At 70.9% G+C, this 18,172-nt stretch carries 17 protein-coding genes; 10 read left to right on the top strand and 7 right to left on the bottom strand.

Features of this window, described 5'->3' with window-relative positions:
- Positions 1-21: 21 nt before the first annotated feature.
- The gene (locus ABN273_RS15400; RefSeq protein WP_349449470.1) at positions 22-996 is read right to left on the bottom strand and encodes an aldo/keto reductase; all 975 of its coding nucleotides are present in this window, start codon (positions 994-996) and stop codon (positions 22-24) included.
- Positions 997-1,246: 250 nt separating this feature from the next.
- Here ABN273_RS15400 and ABN273_RS15395 point away from each other — a divergent pair, with 250 nt between their 5' ends.
- The 5 genes from ABN273_RS15395 (at position 1,247) to ABN273_RS15375 (ending at position 6,902) form a co-directional block, all read left to right on the top strand.
- Positions 1,247-1,864, top strand: a complete 618-nt coding sequence (locus ABN273_RS15395; protein ID WP_349449469.1) for a DUF998 domain-containing protein — start codon at positions 1,247-1,249, stop codon at positions 1,862-1,864.
- Between the two features lie 53 nt (positions 1,865-1,917).
- Complete coding sequence (locus ABN273_RS15390) at positions 1,918-2,376, top strand: universal stress protein (protein ID WP_349449468.1); 459 nt, start codon at positions 1,918-1,920, stop codon at positions 2,374-2,376.
- A gap of 99 nt (positions 2,377-2,475) precedes the next feature.
- Positions 2,476-3,777, top strand: coding sequence for an APC family permease (locus ABN273_RS15385; protein ID WP_349449466.1), 1,302 nt, complete (start codon positions 2,476-2,478; stop codon positions 3,775-3,777).
- A 363-nt stretch (positions 3,778-4,140) separates the two neighbouring features.
- Positions 4,141-4,320 carry a hypothetical protein gene (locus ABN273_RS15380; protein ID WP_349449465.1) on the top strand — a complete coding sequence of 60 codons (180 nt, stop codon included), beginning with the start codon at positions 4,141-4,143 and terminating at the stop codon, positions 4,318-4,320.
- Between the two features lie 1,115 nt (positions 4,321-5,435).
- Positions 5,436-6,902 carry a DUF2079 domain-containing protein gene (locus ABN273_RS15375; RefSeq protein ID WP_349449464.1) on the top strand — a complete coding sequence of 489 codons (1,467 nt, stop codon included), beginning with the start codon at positions 5,436-5,438 and terminating at the stop codon, positions 6,900-6,902.
- Here the strand turns inward: ABN273_RS15375 and ABN273_RS15370 are convergent.
- Positions 6,863-7,960, bottom strand: a complete 1,098-nt coding sequence (locus ABN273_RS15370) for a glycosyltransferase (protein ID WP_349449462.1) — start codon at positions 7,958-7,960, stop codon at positions 6,863-6,865. The genes ABN273_RS15375 and ABN273_RS15370 overlap by 40 nt on opposite strands.
- Positions 7,961-7,998: 38 nt before the next feature.
- On the opposite strand from ABN273_RS15370, the gene ABN273_RS15365 reads away from it, so the two are divergent.
- The 3 genes from ABN273_RS15365 to ABN273_RS15355 are packed head-to-tail and all read left to right on the top strand — an operon-like array spanning position 7,999 to position 13,390.
- Positions 7,999-8,817, top strand: a complete 819-nt coding sequence (locus ABN273_RS15365) for a PIG-L deacetylase family protein (protein WP_349449461.1) — start codon at positions 7,999-8,001, stop codon at positions 8,815-8,817.
- A gap of 49 nt (positions 8,818-8,866) precedes the next feature.
- Positions 8,867-9,925 (top strand): lysylphosphatidylglycerol synthase domain-containing protein, encoded by a 1,059-nt coding sequence (locus ABN273_RS15360; protein ID WP_349449460.1) that lies wholly within the window; start codon positions 8,867-8,869, stop codon positions 9,923-9,925.
- 54 nt (positions 9,926-9,979) lie between these two features.
- A complete protein-coding gene (locus tag ABN273_RS15355) occupies positions 9,980-13,390 on the top strand; it encodes an ATP-binding protein (RefSeq protein WP_349449459.1) in 3,411 nt (1,136 codons plus the stop codon).
- Here the strand turns inward: ABN273_RS15355 and ABN273_RS15350 are convergent.
- Positions 13,367-13,633, bottom strand: coding sequence for a hypothetical protein (locus ABN273_RS15350; protein WP_349449457.1), 267 nt, complete (start codon positions 13,631-13,633; stop codon positions 13,367-13,369). The genes ABN273_RS15355 and ABN273_RS15350 overlap by 24 nt on opposite strands.
- A gap of 152 nt (positions 13,634-13,785) precedes the next feature.
- Between ABN273_RS15350 and ABN273_RS15345 the strand changes: the two genes are divergently transcribed.
- Positions 13,786-14,304: a DedA family protein gene (locus ABN273_RS15345; protein ID WP_349449456.1), complete on the top strand. Its 519-nt coding sequence runs from the start codon at positions 13,786-13,788 to the stop codon at positions 14,302-14,304.
- Here the strand turns inward: ABN273_RS15345 and ABN273_RS15340 are convergent.
- The gene (locus ABN273_RS15340; RefSeq protein WP_349449455.1) at positions 14,284-14,490 is read right to left on the bottom strand and encodes a YegP family protein; all 207 of its coding nucleotides are present in this window, start codon (positions 14,488-14,490) and stop codon (positions 14,284-14,286) included. The genes ABN273_RS15345 and ABN273_RS15340 overlap by 21 nt on opposite strands.
- Positions 14,491-14,592: 102 nt before the next feature.
- Between ABN273_RS15340 and ABN273_RS15335 the strand changes: the two genes are divergently transcribed.
- Positions 14,593-15,429 carry a D-alanyl-D-alanine carboxypeptidase family protein gene (locus ABN273_RS15335; protein ID WP_349449454.1) on the top strand — a complete coding sequence of 279 codons (837 nt, stop codon included), beginning with the start codon at positions 14,593-14,595 and terminating at the stop codon, positions 15,427-15,429.
- Here ABN273_RS15335 and ABN273_RS15330 read toward each other — a convergent pair.
- Genes ABN273_RS15330 through ABN273_RS15320 form a run of 3 tightly spaced genes read right to left on the bottom strand, consistent with a single transcriptional unit; the run spans position 15,426 to position 18,155 of the window.
- Entirely contained in the window at positions 15,426-16,031 is a 606-nt protein-coding gene (locus ABN273_RS15330; protein WP_349449453.1) for an MBL fold metallo-hydrolase, read from the bottom strand. The genes ABN273_RS15335 and ABN273_RS15330 overlap by 4 nt on opposite strands.
- The gene (locus ABN273_RS15325) at positions 16,028-17,395 is read right to left on the bottom strand and encodes a hypothetical protein (protein ID WP_349449451.1); all 1,368 of its coding nucleotides are present in this window, start codon (positions 17,393-17,395) and stop codon (positions 16,028-16,030) included. The genes ABN273_RS15330 and ABN273_RS15325 overlap by 4 nt, the downstream gene beginning before the upstream one ends.
- Complete coding sequence (locus ABN273_RS15320) at positions 17,388-18,155, bottom strand: alpha/beta fold hydrolase (protein WP_349449450.1); 768 nt, start codon at positions 18,153-18,155, stop codon at positions 17,388-17,390. The genes ABN273_RS15325 and ABN273_RS15320 overlap by 8 nt, the downstream gene beginning before the upstream one ends.
- Positions 18,156-18,172 lie beyond the last annotated feature (17 nt).

Here is an 18,172-nt window from a genome sequence, read left to right as displayed (position 1 = left end):
CGAGTCGCTGTTTTTCCGGGATTACGCCTCGATTTCCGACATATCCGGGTAGCGGGTCCCGGCGACGGCGTCGGCGGGGACGGCGCGGTCCAGGGCGTCGAGCTGGTCGGCCGTCAGCGTGACGTCGGCCGCCGCGGCGTTCTCCTCCAGGTACTTGAGCCGCTTGGTCCCCGGGATCGGCACGACGTCGTCCCCCTGGGCCAGCACCCAGGCCAGGGCGAGTTGCGCGGCGGTGATCCCGGCCGCGTCGGCGATCTTCAGTACCTCCGCCACCAGCGCCGCGTTGCGCGCGCCGCCCTCGCCCGCGATGCGCGGCATCCACCGGCGGACGTCGTCCTCGGGCAGCTCGTCGACCGGCGGCAGCGCGCCGGACAGGAGGCCGCGGCTGATCGGCGAGTACGCCACCAGCGCCACGCCCAGATCCCTGGCCGCGGGCAGGATCTCCGCCTCCAGCCCCCTGGTGAACAGCGAGTACTCGCTCTGCAGGGCCGCGATCGGGTGCACGGCGGACGCCCTGCGCAGCGTGTCCGCGCTCACCTCCGACAGCCCGAGATGGCGTACCTTGCCCTGCTCGACCAGCTCGGCCATCGCGCCGACCGACTCCTCGACGGGCACGTTCCTGTTGCGCCGGTGCATGTAGTAGAGGTCGATGTGGTCCACGCCGAGGCGCTGGAGCGAGGCGTCGCAGGCGGCCCTGATGTACTCGGGGCTGTTCTCGATCGAGCGCGCGCCGCCGCCGCGCTTGACGCCGAACTTGGTGGCCAGCACGACCTCGTCCCGCCGGTCCTTGATGGCCCGGCCGACGAGCTCCTCGTTGGCTCCCAGTCCGTACGTGTCGGCCGTGTCCAGGAAGTTGATGCCCAGGTCGAGGGCGCGGTGGATGACGGCGATCGACTCCTTCTCGTCGCCTGGGCCGTAGAAGTCGGACATGCCCATGCAGCCGAGGCCCAGCGCCGAGACCTGCGGGCCGCCGTTTCCGAGAGTGCGCCTGTTCATGCCAGTCCCCTGTAATGAGGCTTTTCGGATGGTCGTATCTTTCAGCCTCCCCCCTCGAGCGCGCTCCAGGTCAAATCGGGGGTGTGCCCCGTACGCACCCTGAGAGGGCAGTCCCTACCAGGGTCACGTTCGCGCAGGTCGCGAAAGATTTCCAAGGGCTGCTCCGACCAAGGTATTAGGGGATCGTTCAGGGCCGTTTCGGGTCCATCTCCGATACTCGGCGAGCGCGTATTCCCCGAGTTTTGAGGGCATGAAGGGATTGCTCGTCAGCGGATTCGCGGCCATCGGCACCGGAAGCGGCGCCATGCTCACCCTGCACGCCGAATCCGGCCTCGACCCGATGCACAGTGTCATCAGCGAGTACGCCTTCCAGGCGTCCGGCTGGCTGCTGCCCGCCTCGCTGACGTTGTTCGCGGTGGGTTCCGCGTTGTTCGCCGAGGCGCTGCGCCGGGCGGGGATGAGCCGCTGGATCGTCGCGCTGCTGCTGGCGTGGGGGGCGAGCATGTTCCTGATCGGCGCCTTTCCCACCGACCGGCCGGGCGTGCCGCTGTCGTTGTCCGGCGGCATCCATCGGTACGCCGCGTTCGCCGCGTTCCTGGTGATGCCCGCGGCGGGGATGCTGCTGGCCAGGGCGAAGATCCGGTACGCCAGGGCGGTGCGGATCCTCAGCGGGCTGGCCCTCGGCGCGCTGCTGCTGGTCGTGATCCCGTACGTGGTGCGCATGTTCGGCATCCCGCTGACCAACGACGACATCCCGGCCGGGCTGACCCAGCGGGCGGTGGTCGTCACCGAGCTGGGCGTGCTGGCGCTGGCGGGGCTGTCGATGCTGACGCCGTTGGCTCAGCGTCGTCGGCTGGTACAGGCGTGAAACGGGCCGCTCGGGAAAGAGGTATGCCCTGAGCTCGTAAAGGAGTGGCTGGAATGACCATCTTGATCGCGTACGACGGTTCGGACGACGCCAAGGCGGCGATCGCCTTCGCGGGGAAGATCATGCCGGGCGAGTCCGCGGTCGTCCTGACGGTGTGGGAGCGGGTGGCGATGACCTCGGCCAGGGCCTCCGCCGGGCTCATGATGCCGGTCGACCAACTGGGCGAGGAGGACAAGGCGATCGAGGAGGCCATGAAGGAGCTCGCCCAGAAGGGCGCGAACCTGGCGAACCAGGCCGGGCTGGACGCCACCCCGCGGTGCGACGTGGACTCCCTGGCCGTCTGGTCGACCATCGTGGACGTGGCGAACGAGATCGACGCCAAGCTCATCGTGACCGGCACCCGAGGGCTGGGCGGGGTGCGCTCGCTGCTGCTCGGCAGCACGTCCGACCGGGTGCTGCACCACGCGCACCGGCCGGTGATGGTGGTGCCGGCCCCTGAGCAGAACACGTGACCACGGCCGGCGCGGGGAAAGTTCACCCGGCCGTTGCGGGGATTGTCGGCGGGATGCGGCAGAGTGGGAGCCTCCCGAGGCGGGAGAGGAGGCGGAGACGTGCCCGAGGAGCTGGCGCGGCGGCTCGGCACCGCAGACGCGGTCGTCGTGGGCCTGAGCGCGATGATCGGGGCGGGCGTGTTCGCGGCCTTCGCGCCCGCCGCCGGCGCCGCGGGCCACTGGCTGCTTCTCGCGCTCGTGCTCGCCGCCGTCGTGGCCTACTGCAACGCCACGTCCTCCGCCCGGCTGGCCGCCCGCTACCCGGAGTCCGGTGGCACCTACGTCTATGGCAGGCGGCGGCTGGGCCCGCTGTGGGGCTACCTGGCGGGCTGGGGTTTCACGATCGGCAAGACCGCCTCGTGCGCGGCGATGGCCCTCACGTTCGGCGCGTACATCGCCCCTGAGCTGGCGCGGCCCCTGGCCGTCGGCGCGGTCGCCGCGCTGACCGCGCTCAGCGTGTTCGGCGTGCGGCGCTCGACCGGGGTCGCCAAGGTGATCGTGGCGTTCGTGCTGGCCGTGCTCGCCGCGGTGGTGGTCGCCGGCCTGTTCGGCGACGACACGGTCACGTTCGGCTGGTTCGCCCACACCCCGCTCGCCGAGTCTCCGTACGGCCCGGCAACGGCCCCGCTCGGTCCGGAGCGCGTCGACGTGTGGGGCGTGCTGCAGGCGGCCGGGCTGCTGTTCTTCGCGTTCGCCGGTTATGCCAGGATCGCCACTCTCGGCGAGGAGGTGCGTGACCCGGCCCGCACCATTCCCCGGGCGGTCGGCATCGCGCTGGGCATCACGTTCGTCGTCTACACGCTGGTCGCGCTGGCCGCGCTGCGCGCCCTCGGGCCGTTACTGCTGGCCAGGTCCCCGGCGCCGCTGGCCGAGGTGGTCAGGGAGGCCGGGGCCGCGTGGCTGGTGCCGGTGGTGGGGGCCGGCGCCGCGGCGGCGGCGCTGGGCGCGCTGCTGGCGTTGCTGCTCGGCGTCTCGCGCACCGTGCTGGCCATGGGGCGCGAGCGTGACCTGCCCGGCGTGCTGGCCGCCGTGGATCCCGTGCGTCAGGTGCCGCGGCGGGCCGAGCTGGCGGTCGGGGGCGCGGTGATCGTGCTGCTGCTGGTCGCCGACCTGCGGGAGGCGATCGGGTTCTCGTCGTTCGGCGTGCTGGTCTACTACGGCATCGCCAACGCGTGCGCGCTCACGCTCCGCCCCGACGAGGGCGCGCCGCCGAAGCCGGTCCCCGTGCTCGGGCTGGCGCTGTGCGTGCTGCTGGCGGCGACGCTCCCGTCGTCGTCGGTGCTCGCGGGGCTGGCGGTCTTCGCGGTCGGCCTGGTCGTGTGGCTGGTACGCCACCGCACCGGGCGCAGGGGAGCAGGCTGACACGTGCGGCGGGTACGCCATCACACTGGGCGCGCGAGGGCAGGCTGGCAGATGATCGAACGGATCCTTGCTCAACCACCCGAGGGGAAGGCGTGGATCGCGGCCGATGAGGTCTACGGACGTAACGGGCGTTTCGTGCCTTCTTGAAAGAAGACTGTTTACCGCATGTGACGCTCCAGGCCAACCAGACCGTACTGCCCCGCCCCGCTGGCGGCACATGACCCGCCCAATCGAGCGCGCCGCTGGTGAGGTGGATTGGGTCGGCCCCTCTAAGTGTAAGTTGGGCGCCCGGATTTGGCAGTGGTGGGTGCGCCGCATCGCCGACCCGACGTCGAGATCGGCGAAGGAGCATGGGCGCGGTAATTGATCGCCCGTCGCCGCCCCGACGAACCGGACGAGCGTAACTACCATCTCGCCCGGAGCCCGGCCGACACCCCGGTGAAGGAACTGATCATCGCGTCCGGCGCCCACTGGCGCGTAGAGGAGGCGATCAAGTTGGCTAAGTTCGCTTGCGGCCTGGCCGACTACGATGTGCGCTCGTAGCACGGGGTGGTACCGGCACATCACACTCCACCCAGTTGGCCGAAGCGTTCCTGGCCGTCCAGGACGCCCCCATGGCCCACGAGCAGTGCCCCCAAAGTTCCGCGCCCGGGTATTCGAGGACATCGTCGGCCTCACCGCCCACACAGAGGCTTCGGACCGAACCCACCAGCAGCATTCCGTCTCTGTGGTTCATGTCTATGAGATCCGCCACGTGATCACCGGCAAACTCCTCCGGCCGGCGCGCCCCCGAGTCGATCCGGCACGACATGCACTGGTACCGATGGTGGCGCCGCCACCAAACCGTTGCCCGCGCCTGCCACCGAGCCCGACACGCAACCATCCGTCCACCGCCCAGTACTGCCACGAAACACTCGAACCAGAGCCTCTTCAGCGATCTACAACCGAAGGGCCTGAGCGACAACTCAATACTCTTCGTTTGACATGGGCAAATAACCATTCGCACCAGAAGGCCTACCATCTGCCATCAAGACAATATCCATAAACGATGGAGGCGAATCTAGACACGCCAACTTGTCAAGCGTTTATCTGACCCTAAGGCTAATTATAACAGAAATATAACGGCGATCTGCGGACCTTGATCGCTGCGGACGCATATGGGTACATTTCTTACGCATCAACCGCCAGTCCGCCAGCTAGTAAAGCAGTACATCACGAAGGGCACCGCATGAAGATTAGCTCGGCATTCGTAGGCCTCTCTGCTGCTGCAATCGCAGCTACTACTTTATTCGCCGCACCAGCTTCCGCCGCGACACCCGCTGAGTCCACAAACATTTCGACGGGACCAGCAGGGCCGTTCGCATGGGTTCACGTCAATAGTTTCTGGTACGGACCTGGTACAGGTAGAACTAGCAGTCAGGCGCGCCTTGATTGCGAAATCGCCCGAACTCCATGGTCCGGCCAGGGGATCACTACCCAGTGCTCTGACACCGGCAGTTCCTGGGATCTCCTCCGCCAGATCTAATACTTATTGAAATGTCTCCTCAATAAGTATTATTACGCACACGCCGCGGCCGCCGCTTTTTATAAAGCGTCGGCCGCGAGACATCCCGGACATGACTTGTCTATGCTTGCTCGTCGTGACGGAAGCTACACCTGTGGCGCCAGTGAGGGCCAGCCCCGCCGCCCCGTCGCTGAAGAGCCGGCTGTCCGGCCACCGCGTGCGTGTGGGCGCTCTCGCGCTCGTCTCCGCGGTGGCCTACGCCGTGTTGGGGCTGGTCAAGCTGGCCACGTTCCGGGCCACCACGTTCGATCTGGTGATCGTGGACCAGGCGGTGCGCAACTACGCCGCCTTCCGCCCGCCGTACATCCCGGTCCGCGGCGTGTTCTCCGACCGGGGCATGGACTACGTCCAGCTCGCCGATCACTTCTCGCCGATCTACGCGTTGCTGTCGCCGTTCTACTGGATCCACGACGGGCCTGAGACGCTGATCGTGGCGCAGGCGGTGCTGTTCGCCGCGGCGATCCCCGTCCTCTGGCGCTACACCAGGCGCGTGCTGGGCGTCGCGCCCGCCTACCTGGTCTCCCTGGCGTACGCGCTGTCGTGGCCCGTGGCGCAGGCGGTCGCGTTCGACGTGCACGAGGCGATGTTCGTCCCGCTCCTGACCGCGATCATGATCGAGCGCTACCACGCCGGCCGGACATTACCTGCCCTCCTGGCGATGCTCGGGCTCCTCCTGGTCAAGGAGGACATGGGGCTCATGGTGGCCGGCGTCGGGTTGTGCCTGATCGTCATGGGCGACCGGTGGCGCGGCGTGCTCTGCGCGATATTCGGCGTTGGCGGTGTGCTGCTCGCCCGCGGCCTGGTGACGTCGGTCTTCGGCGGCGACGCCAAGGACTACTGGGCCTACGGGCACCTCGGGGACGATCTTCCCGGCGCGATCCTGGGGATCGTACGGGACCCCCTCGCCGCGCTCCTTCTGCCGTTCAGCGAGGAGGCCAAGGTCGACACGCTGCTCCTGCTCGCCTGGCCGACGTTGATGCTCTGCCTGCTCTCGCCGCTGTCGCTGGCGGCCCTGCCGCACGTGCTCGTACGCATGCTGTCCGACCGATCACAGTGGTGGCAGGCCGACTTCCAGTACAGCGCGTTCACCGTGATCATCCTCTTCTGCGCCGGTGTGGACGGGCTGGCCAGGCTGCTGCGCTGGGCGAAGCGCTCCGACGACATCTCGCTCAAGCTGGCCTGGTCGGCGGCGGCCTGCGCGGTCGCGCTCACCCTGGTGCCCAAGTTCTCGCTGGACCAGCTCTACCATCCGGCCTTCTACACCGAGCCCAAGGCGGCGGCAGCCGCGGAGGCCGCGAGCAAGGTGCCCTCCGGAGCCACCGTCGAGGCGGTCAACTCCGTCGGCCCCAACCTGACGTCCAGGACCACGGTCCTGCTGTGGACGGCCAAGTCGCACGGGGCTCCGTGGGTGGTGGCCGACACCGCGCGCTGGGAGTTCCCCTTCGGCTCCACCGACGAGCAACTCGAAGTGGTCGGCCGGTTGCAGGCCGACGGGTACACGAAGGTCTTCGAGCGCGACGGCTACGTGGTGCTGCGGCGCGACTGGACCGCCTCCTCGTAGGCCCGCTCGAACCCGGCGAGCACCGTGGGCCACGAGCCCGCGGCCGGCCGCGTCGCGCGGTTGTGCGCGGCGATCGACTCGCGCAGCCCGGTGTCCGTGCACAGGCGCGCCACCGCGCGGGCCAGGTCGCCGAGGGTGCGGCCGAGCAGCCCCTCCGTGCCGTTACTGACGAAGTCGGCGACCCCGCTCTGCGCCCTGGCCACCACGGGCAGACCCGCCGCCCGCGCCTCGAGCGCCGCGATGCCGAACGACTCGCGCGGCGCGGGCGCCACGAACACGTCCGCCGACTCCAGCACCTTCGCGATCTGCTGCCGGGTGTAGCGGCCCGGCAGGGAGACCCACTCGGCCATGCCGTGCCTGGCGAGAAAACGTTCCATCTGACCGCGAGCGGGCCCGTCGCCGACGATCGTGGCGCGCATGGGGATCCGGGCGGGCACCCGCGCCCTGGCCGCCTGGAGCAGCCTCAGCAGGCGCACGGGCTGCTTGCGCGGCGCCAGCCTGCCCACGGCCACGATGTGCACCTCCGCACGCCGGTCAGGCGCTCCTGGAGGGGGCGCCCAGCCCGACAGGTCGAGGCCGTTGGAGACCACCCGCACGGGCACCTCGGGCCCGGCCACGGCGCGGATCGGGGCCGCGGCCGCGTTGCTCACCGTGGTCGCCACCAGCCGCCACCGCTGCCAGCCGAACGCCAGCCGCAGCAGCCGGTAGACCAGCCGCGTGACCGGGTCCCACATGCTGTGCACGGTCACCACGCACGGCACCCCGGCCCGCGCGGCGGCCCGCACGCCCATCCAGGCGAACGGCGAGACCGCACCCGTGTGGACGTGCACCACGTCGGGGCGCAGGGAGGTGATGCGGCGCGTGAGATGCCCCACGCCGAACGGGTGCACCGGCAGGTCGAACGGCATCCTCGCGACGATCCTGTGGACGCCCGGCAGCGCCTCGCCCCTCGTCGCCGTGGCCACGCAGACGTCGTGTCCCGTCTCCCGCTGCATCCGCACGAGATCGGCCACCTGGACCTCGATCCCCCCGAGTCTCGGCAGGTAACAGTCACTCACGTGAAAGATCCGCACCCCTCCCAGACTAATCTGGGCGTGTGCCTCCACGTACCGCTGTGTTCTTCCATGCCCATCCCGACGACGAGGCCCTGCTGACGGCGGGCACCATGGCGATGCTCGCGGCCGAGGGGCACCGCGTGGTGCTCGTGGTGGCCACCGCGGGCGAGCGCGGCCTGGCCGACATGGAGCCGGGCGAGGCGCTCGGCGAGACCAGGCTCAAGGAGCTCTACAAGTCGGCGGCGCTGCTCGGCTGCGCGCGCGTGGAGTGTCTCGGCTACGGCGACTCGGGGCTGAGCCCCAAGGGCGGCATCGCCGAGGACCGGCCGGAGAACGCCTTCATCGACGCCGACACGGAGGAGGCGGCCAAGGCACTGGCCGCGATCCTGCAGGAGGAGGAGGCCGATCTGCTGGCGATCTACGATCCGGCGGGCGGCTACGGGCATCCCGACCACGTGCAGGTGCACCGGGTGGGCAAGCGGGCAGCGAAGATCGCCGGCACGGAGATCGTCCTGGAGGCGACGGTCAACCGGGATCCGCTGGTCAAGCTGCTGCGGCTGGCGGGCCGGTTCTACAAGTTCCCGCCGGAGTTCGACGTGCGGACGTTCGAGAGCGCGTACTCGTCGAACGAGACCATCACCCACCGGGTAAATGTCCGGAAATATACGAAACAGAAGCGTGCGTCCATGGCGGCGCACGCCTCCCAGGCCAGCGGCGGCGACAGCGACCGCACGCTCGCCGTCATGCTGAAGGTCCCCGGCCCGATCTACCGCCTGGTCTTCGGCACCGAGTGGTACGTACGCCGTGACCTGCCGCCCGGCGCCCGGCTCACTCATCCCTTCGACCGGTGGCCCAAATAATCCCTTCGGAGGACGTTGCCGGTCCGGCGACGCGTCAGACTGGACCCCGATGAAGAACAAGTGGCTCCAGATCACCTTGTCCGTGCTGTCGCTCGGGCTGGCCGTGCTGCTCGTGGTGTACCTGCCGCAGATCGTGCGCACACTCACCGGCAAGCCCGTCTCCTGGCACGAGATCGGCATGGTCTTCGGCGCGCTCGGCCCCGGCCAGATCGCGCTGATGGCCGCGCTGTGGCTGCTGAGCCTGCTGGCGTACACGTTCGTGCTGACCAACTCGCTGCCCGGCCTCACCAATTTGCAGGGCCTCACGATCAACGCGGCAGGCAGCGCGGTCAGCAACCTGCTGCCGTTCGGCGGGGCGGTCGGCGTGGCGGTGACGTTCGCGATGACCAGGGGCTGGGGGTTCCGCAGCCGGTCCATCGTGGTGATGACGCTGGTCAGCGGCATCTGGAACACGTTGTTCAGATTCATCCTGCCGGCGATCGGGATCATCGGGCTGCTGTCGGCGGGCGAGGCGCCCAACGCGACCGTGGCCAAGGCCGGCTGGACGGGCGCGATCTCCATCCTCGTGCTCTGCCTGATCGTGGCCGTGGCCCTCTACTGGGACCGCGCCGCCGACCTGCTCGGCCGCGCGCTCGACGGGATCACCCGCCTGCTGCGACTGAAGATCCACGCCTCGGACGCGTTCCACAAGCTGCGCGCCGACACCGCAGGCGTCGTCAGGACGAGATGGCCCGGGCTGTCGCTGGGGATGGTGTTCTTCCTCGGGTTCCAGTGGTCGATCATGGCGGTGTGCCTGCACGCGACGGGCGCCTGGCCGGGCTTCGCCCAGTCGATCGCCGTCTTCGCCCTCTCGCGGGTGCTCACCAGCGTCCTGCTCACGCCCAGCGGGGCCGGGATCATGGAGGGCGGGGTGGTGCTCCTCCTCACCGAGGGGTTCGGCGTCGGAGTCGCTCCGGCGACCGCGACCGCACTGCTTTTCGGCTTCTGGACTTACACTATCGAGATCCCGTTCGGCGGCCTGGCACTGGGCGCATGGGCGCTGCTGCGCAGGCGCAACGGCCGGAACGCCGGCGCGGAGCCCCCGTCCGCGATCTCTAAGGCCCCGTAGTGACAATCCCAAACCCATCAAAGACCTTGTGCGTGATTCCTAGGCCCGCATAGCGTGGCGGCTGACATGGTGGCGTTCCGAGTTCTGGGGCCAGTCGAGGCGTACGAACACGACGACGAACTCGACCTCGGCGGGTTGCGGCAGCGGGCCGTCCTCGCCCGGCTTCTCGTGGCCAGAGGTCAGGTCGTGCCCGTTGACACGCTTCTTTACGATCTGTGGGACGACGACGCGGCAAAGGGCGCGCAGTCGGGCCTGCAGGTCTACATCTCGCGCCTGCGGCGGGTGCTGGAGCCCGGCCGCCCGCGCGGCGGGCCCAACCGGCTGCTGGTGACGGTCGCGTCCGGCTACGCGTTGCGGGTGGCCTCCGACCAGGTCGACGCGCTCAGGTTCGAGCAGCTCGTACGCGCGGCGGGCGAGCATCTCGAAGAGGGCGATCCACAGTCCGCCCGCGGCCGCCTGGAGAAGGCTCTGGGCCTGTGGCGCGGCACCCCGTACTCCGACTTCGCCGACCAGTCGTGGGCGGAGGCCGAGGTCAACCGCCTGGCGGAGCTGCGTCTCGTGACGCGCGAGCGGCACGCCGACACCGGGCTGCGGCTGGGCCTGCACGCCGAGACCGTGCCCGACCTGGAGGCGCTGACCACCGAGCACCCGCTGCGCGAGGAGGGCTGGCGGCTGCTGGCGCTCGGCCTCTACCGGTGCGGCCGGCAGGGCGACGCGCTGGCCGCGCTGCGCAGAGCCAGGAACATCCTGGCCGACGAGCTGGGCATCGACCCCGGTCCCGCGCTGCGCAAGCTGGAGTCCGACATCCTGGCCCAGTCCCCCGAGCTGGACCTGGCCGTCCCGGCGCGGCCCGCACGGCCCGCCCCGCCGGTCACCGACACCTGGCCGCCCAGGCCGGCCGCGGCCGTCGAGCCGCCGCCGCTGGAGCCCGAGCCGTTCGTCGGCCGCGACGCCGAGCTGGCCAGGCTGACCACGGCGGCCTCGCGCACGGGCAGGTTCCAGGTCGCGATCGTGACCGGGGTCGCGGGCGCGGGCAAGACCACACTGCTGCGCCAGCTGGAGGGCAGGCTCGCCGCCGACGGCTGGATCGCCGCGTCCGGCGCGTGCCCCGACTCCAGCACCACCCCGCCGGGCTGGGCGTGGGTGGAGATCCTGCGCACGCTCACCGGCACGACCGGCGCGGGCGAATACGCGCAGCTGCTGGCGCCACTGCTCGACGACGCCGCCCCCGACCCCGACGAGGACGAGGCGTCCGGCGGCTTCCGGCTGCACCGCGCGGTCGGCGGCTACCTGGCCGGAGTCGCGCGCCGGGCGCCGGTGCTGCTGACGCTCGAGGACCTGCACTGGGCCGACGACCAGACGCTCGCCCTGCTGCGCGCGCTGCCGAGCCTGCTGGCGACCAGCCGGGTGCTGCTGGTGGTGACGTGCAGGGACAACGAGCTGGACGACCGCCAGTCCGACGTGCTGGCCGCGCTGGCCAGGCTGGGCCCGGTGCGCGTGGGCCTGTCGGGGCTCGACCCGAAGGCCGTGGCGGAGCTGGTCAAGGCGACCTGCGTACGCGAGATCGACGAGGACGCGGTCGAGTCGATCGTCGAGCGCACGGGCGGCAACCCGTTCTTCGTCCGCGAGACCGTGCGCCTGCTCGACGCCGAGGGCGCGGCCGACCGGGCCAGCGCGACCCAGGTGCTCTCGCGGGTGCCCTCCGGCGTGCGTGACGTGCTGCGGCGGCGCATTTCTCGGCTGCCCTCGGGCGCGCAGCAGATCCTGCTGCAGGCCGCCGTGATCGGCCGCGACGTGGATCTCGACGTGCTGATCGCCGTGTCGGGCGACGCGGACGCGGTGATCGAGGCCGTCGAGGCGGGCCTGCTGGCCGGGCTGGTGACCGAGCCGGGGCCCGGGCAGCTCAGGTTCGACCACGACCTGGTGCGCGACACGATCTACTCCGACGCCTCCAGGCTGCGCCGCACCAGGCTGCACGCGGCCGTGGCGGCGGTCATCGAGCAGCATCGGCCGTCCGACGTGGCGGCGCTGGCCCACCACTACTTCCTGGCCGACGCGGCCGAGAAGGCGGTCCACTACGCGGGTCTCGCGGCCGAGCAGGCCGAGCGGCGCTTCGCCCACCGCGAGGCGGCCACGCTGTGGGAGCAGGCCATCGCGGCGTTCGACCGCTCGCGTAACGACGAGCAGAGCGGCGAGCAGTCGCCGGAGCGCGCGAAGGAGCGCCTGCGGCTCATGCTCCGCCAGATCAGGGCGCTGGCCCTGTGCGGCGACATGACGGCGGCCCGGCTGCTGCGGCGCCAGGCCATGGACGCCGCCCTGCCGCTGGGCGACCTGGAGATCACCGCGAAGGTGGCGGCGTCGCTGGCCGTGCCGCACAAGGGCATCGCGCGCGACTTCACCCGCACCGCGTGGGAGATCGTGGACGTCACCGAGAAGGCGCTCATGGAGCTGCCCGAGGGCGAGCAGCGGCTGCGGGCCAGCCTGCTGACCACGCTCGCCCTGGAGCTGGAGGGCTCCTCCTCACCTGAGCGCGGGCGCCAGGCGTCCCTGGAGGCGCTGGAGCTGGCCAGGCAGAGCGGCGACCCGACGCTGATCGCGGCGGCGCTGAGCGGGCGGCTGCGGCAGTCGTACGACATCCCGGCGGTCGACACCCGCGAGAGCATCGGCAGGGAGCTGCTGGAGGTCGCGCAGCGCTCGGGGCAGATGGCCACGCAGGCGCTGGCCCACCTGGTGCTGCTGGAGTGCGCGGCGGCCAGGGGCGAGTTCGCGGTGGCCGACGAGCACGCGGCCGCCGCCGACCGCTTGGCCAAGCAGTACGACCTGTCGGCCCCCGCCGCGGTCGTGGTCTGGTACTCGGGCCAGCGGCTGATGATCGCCGGCGACTACGCTGGCGCCGAGCGGGCCTACCGCGAGGCGGCCAGGATGACCGCTCGGGCGGGCATGCTGGAGGGCCGCCAGGACCTCCCGCTGATCACGAACTTCTGCCTGCACCTGGTGGACGGCCGGGCGGCCGAGATGGTCGACCTGCTCGGCGAGAAGCACCAGCGTGGGGCCAAGTGGACGCTCGACGCGTACGCGCTGGCCCTGGCCTCGGCCGGGCACCTCCAGGACGCCAAGGCCGTGGCCGCCACCCGCCCGCCGGTGCGCCCCGACTTCCTCTACGAGCTGGCGATGACCTGGCGTGCCCTGGCCGGCATGCTGCTCGACGACCGGGAGCGGATGGTCGACTGCTACGACAAGCTCAAGCCGTTCGCCGACCGGGTGGCGGGCGCGGGCACCGGCGTGGTGGCGTTGTGGCCGGTGGCGCTGACGCTCGGCGACCTCGCCATCCGCCTGGGGCAGCCCGACGCCGCGCGCGACCACTACAAGAAGGCGCTGGAGGTGGCCGAGCGGGTCGGCGTGCCGCGCTGGGTGGAGGCGGCGCAGCGGTCGGTCAGCAGCTCACCTGGGAACGGTCGTTCTTGACGGTCTGTGCGCCTTCGGCCGGTTGAGGACCGCGCTGCGCTCCACGTCGGCCAGCGCCAGTTGCTCGGTGCAGGGCACCTCGCGGGCCGACAGGGTGACGGTCTCCACCTGGCCGGGCGCGGTGCCGGCGCTGTCGTGGGCGGAGGCGCCGACGTACGCGCCGGCGAACGCGAGGGCGGCCACGAAGAGCTTGGCCGTGTTCGCGACTCCACCGGCCAGGACGGCTGCCCTCGTCGTCGGCATGTTCAACCCCCTTTTGCCTCACGCATAGAGTGAGACCGGGTGATTGAGTCCTGGTTGTCGCCTGCTTGCGGCGGCTTGCAAGCCGGTGTGGCAGAAGCTTGCAACTTGAACTAAGGTAAGCCTGACCTAAGGCTTCGGGGAGGGGTGGGCGGATGAGCGGCATTGCCGATCCCATGAAGCCGTCCTTGTTCGGCCTGCCGTACTGGCTGGTGGGGGCCGTGCTCATCCTCGCCCTGTTCGGCGCGTTCCAGGTGTACTACTGGGTCGGCCGCAGGCTCGGCGACAAGCTCTACGACTCGCGCGTGGGCGTCCGGCTGGGGCGCGAGCGGATCGCGAAGATCGAGCACGTCGTGGAGAAGTGGGGCGCGCTGGCCGTCTACGGCTGCTTCTGGGTGCCCATGCTGCGGCACACGCTGCCGTGGGTGGCGGGTGCGCTGCGGGTGTCCTATCCCTGGTACGTGGTCGCGAGCGCGCTGGGCTGCCTGACCTGGGCGCCGATCTGGTGGTTCGGCCTGACGGCCATCGTGTGGGGTTGGCTGGAGCTGGCCGCGCGCTCGCCCGTCACGGCGGCGGTCGTGGCCGTGCTGGCCGTGGCCGCGATCTCCTGGATGGCGGTGCGGCGCAGGCGGAAGAAGCGGCAGGCCGCCTCCTCAGAGGCCCTGGTCTCCTAGACCCGCCCTGGTCTGGTCGTCGATGACGGCTTCCGGAGCGTTCCTGCGCACGGTCTCGATGCCGTTCACACAGGCGATCTTGGTGGGGTAGCCGCCGCCGACGGCGAGCGTCTGCCCGTTGTTCGCGACGAGCGTGAAGCGGAAGCCGCCCTGCCCGTCCTCATCGATGATGAACCTGCCCGCCACGGCCGCCCACTCCCCTCGTCCAGCTTGGATTTACCCCATCCGATCTGGCCATATGGCGTAGTTCGGCAAACGGACCCTTGATCTCCTGCCAACATGTTTGGCATGCGTATTGGGGGTTTCATTGGCTCTGCCGCACTCGCGCTGGTTGTAGGGACTGCTGCCCCGGCCGCGGCGGCGGACGCGCCGGAGGTCGAGGCCAGGTCCGCGTACGTGGTCGACTCGGGCGGAACGATCCACTTCGGCAAGCGCCAGACCCGCCGGGTTCCGGTGGCCAGCCTGGTCAAGGTCATGACGGCGTACGTCGTGCTGCGCGAGGCCCGGCTGAGCGACACGATCACGATCACCGCGGCGGACGTCAAGTACGCGGCCGGCAACGGCGCGATGACGGCGGGGCTGAAGAAGGGCGAGCGGCTCACGGTCAGGGACCTGCTGTACGGTCTCCTGCTGCGGTCCGGGGCGGACGCGGCCAACGCACTGGCGCGGCACTACGGTCCGGGCAAGACGGCGTTCGTCGCCAAGATGAACCGCGCCGCCCGCTCCCTCGGCATGTCCGACACCCGCTACACCAACGCCGACGGCATGCCCACGCCGGGCCACGGCGGCCATTCGACCGCGGTCGACCAGGTCAAGCTGGCGCAGCGGGCACTGGACGACAGCACCTTCGCGGCCGTGGTCGGGAGCAAGGTGCACAAGGTGGCCAAGACGTCGGTGCACGGCGCGCACACCTGGCGCAACTCGAACAAGCTGCTGTCGCGTGCCGACGGGGTGCTGGGCGTGAAGACCGGGTACACGAATGCCGCCGGATACTGCCTGCTCTTCGCCGGGGAGCGGAGCGGCAGGCGCGTGGTGGGCGTGCTGCTCGGCGACCAGGACGAGCGCCGTTTCAAGACCGCCGAGCGGCTCCTGGACTACGCCGGGGAGCAGATCGCGGGCGGCTAGCCGAGCGGGTAGGTGCGGCCCTCGACGCCCCACTCGCCGAACAGCGGGCGCTCGCCGCGGTCGATCGCCCGGATGGAGGGGCGGCCGATGTGAGCGAAGACCACCCGTCCCACCTGCAGCTCGTGGGCCTGCCGCGCGACCTGGAGCACGCTCGCATGCCCGCCCACCCCGCCGGCGAAGCGGATCGGCCGGTCCCAGCCCGCGGCGTCGGCGAACATCAGGTCCACCCCGGCCGCCCAGACGGGAAAGGTCCAGAACTCCGGCGCCCAGGCGGCGTTCGCCCGCTCCGTCCTGATCAGGTAGCCGTAGGTGGGGTGGGAGGTGTGGCTGACCGGCAGCGGCACGATCTCCACGCCCGCGGCCTCGTAGCCCGCCACCCCGGCGGTCATCCCGAGCGCCCGCGCCGCGCGGCGGATCTGGGGCATCAGCTCGGCCCGTTCGTCGCAGACCAGCCAGCCGCTGAGCCGCTCGCCGCCCGCGGCCTCGCCGCCCCCGTCGAGCAGGACGCGGTGGCCCTGCCAGCCGGCCAGCAGCCCGGCGGGGCGGTAGCGCGGGGAGTTCATTGCGCCGACGCCCACCAGGCGCAGCCGCACGACCGTCATCCGGCGGTCCAGGTCACGTCCCCGTACGCCCTCAGCGCGTCCTCCGCCTGGGACAGGGGCAGAGCCAGCGGCATCGGGTACGTGGTGCGCACCCGGGACAGCTCGCGGTGCATGCGGGCGAAGACGGCGAAGTCACGCGGGAACGCCCGGGGATCGACCCCGGCGAAGACCCCGATCTTCCGCGCCCTTTCCAGCACTTCCCGCCACGCGTCGATCGGCGCGATCCCCGGCGACTCCACGCCGTGCGAGAAGAGCGTCATCCGGATCTCGTCGTACGGCTCCCCGCCGTCGAGGTACGACAGCAGCCCCTTGCGCGAGCTCTCGGAGTTGAAGACCATCCAGTACGGCACCGATCCCGTGCGCAGCGTCCACCACGGCTCCAGCAGCAGGAACGACTCCACCAGCAACCGGTCCCCCGGGAGGCCGCGGGCCTCGTACCAGGATCGGTAGAGGTCGGCCACCGCCGGGGTCAGCGCCTCGGGATCCGGGAAGCGCAGCACGGCGACCCTGCCGGCGGCCTCCCGCAGATCGTCCATGAGCTCGGCTTCGAACCCCCACTCCGCCTCGGGGCTCTCGCCGTCCGGCTCGGGAGCGTCCCAGTGCCGGTACGGGGAGCCGTGACGCGCCAGGTAGCCGGCGATCTCCGGGCTCCCGAGACGGTACTCGTCAGGGGTGAGCCCGCCCAGCGCGCCGTGCTGGAAGACGTACCGCTCGCCGATGCGGGTCGTCGGCCAGCGCAGGCCGCAGTCGGAGACGACGAGCGTGCCGTCGAGGCACTCGCGGAGGAAGCGCCGGTAGGCCTCCGGCAGCCGCCGCCACTTGATCCGGAAGTAGGACATTCCCGCGATCATCAGGCGGTCCTGGTTCGCGTCGTGCATGTGGTGCAGGATCAGGTCGGGGTTGGCGGCGAGCATGGCCTCGCCTGCCGGGCGGACGCGGCGGAGGCAGTCCTTGGGGGCGTCGGGGTGGCCGCCGTGCTGGCGTACCGGGACCAGCAGGGTCTGGGGCAACCACGGCGCGCCGAGCGCCGCGGCCAGGTGCACCAGCGCGCCGGAGGCGGAGCCCACGAAGACCACGGGGTAGCGGCGGCGCGGATAGTGCTCGACGACCCACTCGGCCATTTCGTCCGCGCGCAGCCCGGCCAGCTTCGACGGCGCGCCGGCCTCGCTCCACCCGGACAGCGCGTACGCCCGCTCGGCGAGGCGGCGCGGCAGCCGGTTCGCCACCCCCAGCACCCCTGAGGCGATCGGCTCGATGGCGGCGGGGAACTGCCCGAGCGCCGGGAAGTCACGTCCGCGCAGGTAGCGGGAGAGCGCACGGAGCATCCCCGTGGCCGAGTCGAAGGAGGCGGCGTACCTATGCATCGGCCACGAACCCCCTGATGATCGGCACGAGGGCCGCCGGATCCCGGAACGGGATCATGTGCGGCGCCCCCGGCACGACGACCAGCCTGCCCCGCGGCGTCCTGCGGGTGACCTCCTCGGCCCAGTCCTGCGGCACCAGCCGGTCGAACTCCCCTCTGACGACCAGTGTGGGCACCGTGACGTGCGGGAGCTTGTCCTCCACGCGGTCGCGGACCGCCGCGTCGAAGCTGGTCAGGACCTGCCGGAGGCCGGCGTCGCGGTAATCGGCGACGTTGAGCGGCGCCATGCGCGGGTCCTCCCGTCTGGAGTTGCGGACCCACCGGGCGATGAGCCGCGGCCACGATCTCGCCGCCGGGTCCACGGTGGGTCCCATCAGTACGAGCGAGCGCACCCGTTGCGGGTGACGCACCGCGACGTCAACGGCGATCTGGCAGCCGAAGGAGCAGCCCGCCAGGCAGGCGGCGGGCAGTTGCTCGGCCTCCAGCCAGTCGGCCAGCGCGTCGGCGAGCCCGGTCAGGCCGAGCGCGTGGGGCGGTTTCGTGCTCTGTCCGAATCCCGGCAGATCGACGGTCCAGGCAGGCAGGTGCTCCCCCAGCGCGGCGACCAGGGGGCGCAGTTCCCTGCTGGACACGCCCGCGCCGTGCACGCAGACCACGGGCGGGCTTTCGTCCGCATCTGGTGGGATGCGCCGCCATCCGGTCACCGACCAGTCGCCGACCTTGGCTGTCCGTCGTTCGAGTTCGATCTCTGTGCTCTTCATGGCACAACACAGGTGCC

Origin of the sequence: Nonomuraea sp. B19D2 (genome assembly GCF_040137845.1) — a bacterium.
Classification (GTDB): domain Bacteria; phylum Actinomycetota; class Actinomycetes; order Streptosporangiales; family Streptosporangiaceae; genus Nonomuraea.
This window is presented reverse-complemented; position numbering and strand designations above follow the sequence as displayed.

Bases quoted from the DNA above. Each gene is read 5' to 3' on its own strand.
- ABN273_RS15400 (WP_349449470.1), bottom strand. From the start codon at position 996: ATGAACAGGCGCACTCTCGGAAACGGCGGCCCGCAGGTCTCGGCGCTG.
- ABN273_RS15395 (WP_349449469.1), top strand. From the start codon at position 1,247: ATGAAGGGATTGCTCGTCAGCGGATTCGCGGCCATCGGCACCGGAAGC.
- ABN273_RS15390 (WP_349449468.1), top strand. From the start codon at position 1,918: ATGACCATCTTGATCGCGTACGACGGTTCGGACGACGCCAAGGCGGCG.
- ABN273_RS15360 (WP_349449460.1), top strand. From the start codon at position 8,867: ATGAAGAACAAGTGGCTCCAGATCACCTTGTCCGTGCTGTCGCTCGGG.
- ABN273_RS15350 (WP_349449457.1), bottom strand. From the start codon at position 13,633: ATGCCGACGACGAGGGCAGCCGTCCTGGCCGGTGGAGTCGCGAACACG.
- ABN273_RS15345 (WP_349449456.1), top strand. From the start codon at position 13,786: ATGAGCGGCATTGCCGATCCCATGAAGCCGTCCTTGTTCGGCCTGCCG.
- ABN273_RS15335 (WP_349449454.1), top strand. From the start codon at position 14,593: ATGCGTATTGGGGGTTTCATTGGCTCTGCCGCACTCGCGCTGGTTGTA.
- ABN273_RS15330 (WP_349449453.1), bottom strand. From the start codon at position 16,031: ATGACGGTCGTGCGGCTGCGCCTGGTGGGCGTCGGCGCAATGAACTCC.
- ABN273_RS15325 (WP_349449451.1), bottom strand. From the start codon at position 17,395: ATGCATAGGTACGCCGCCTCCTTCGACTCGGCCACGGGGATGCTCCGT.
- ABN273_RS15320 (WP_349449450.1), bottom strand. From the start codon at position 18,155: ATGAAGAGCACAGAGATCGAACTCGAACGACGGACAGCCAAGGTCGGC.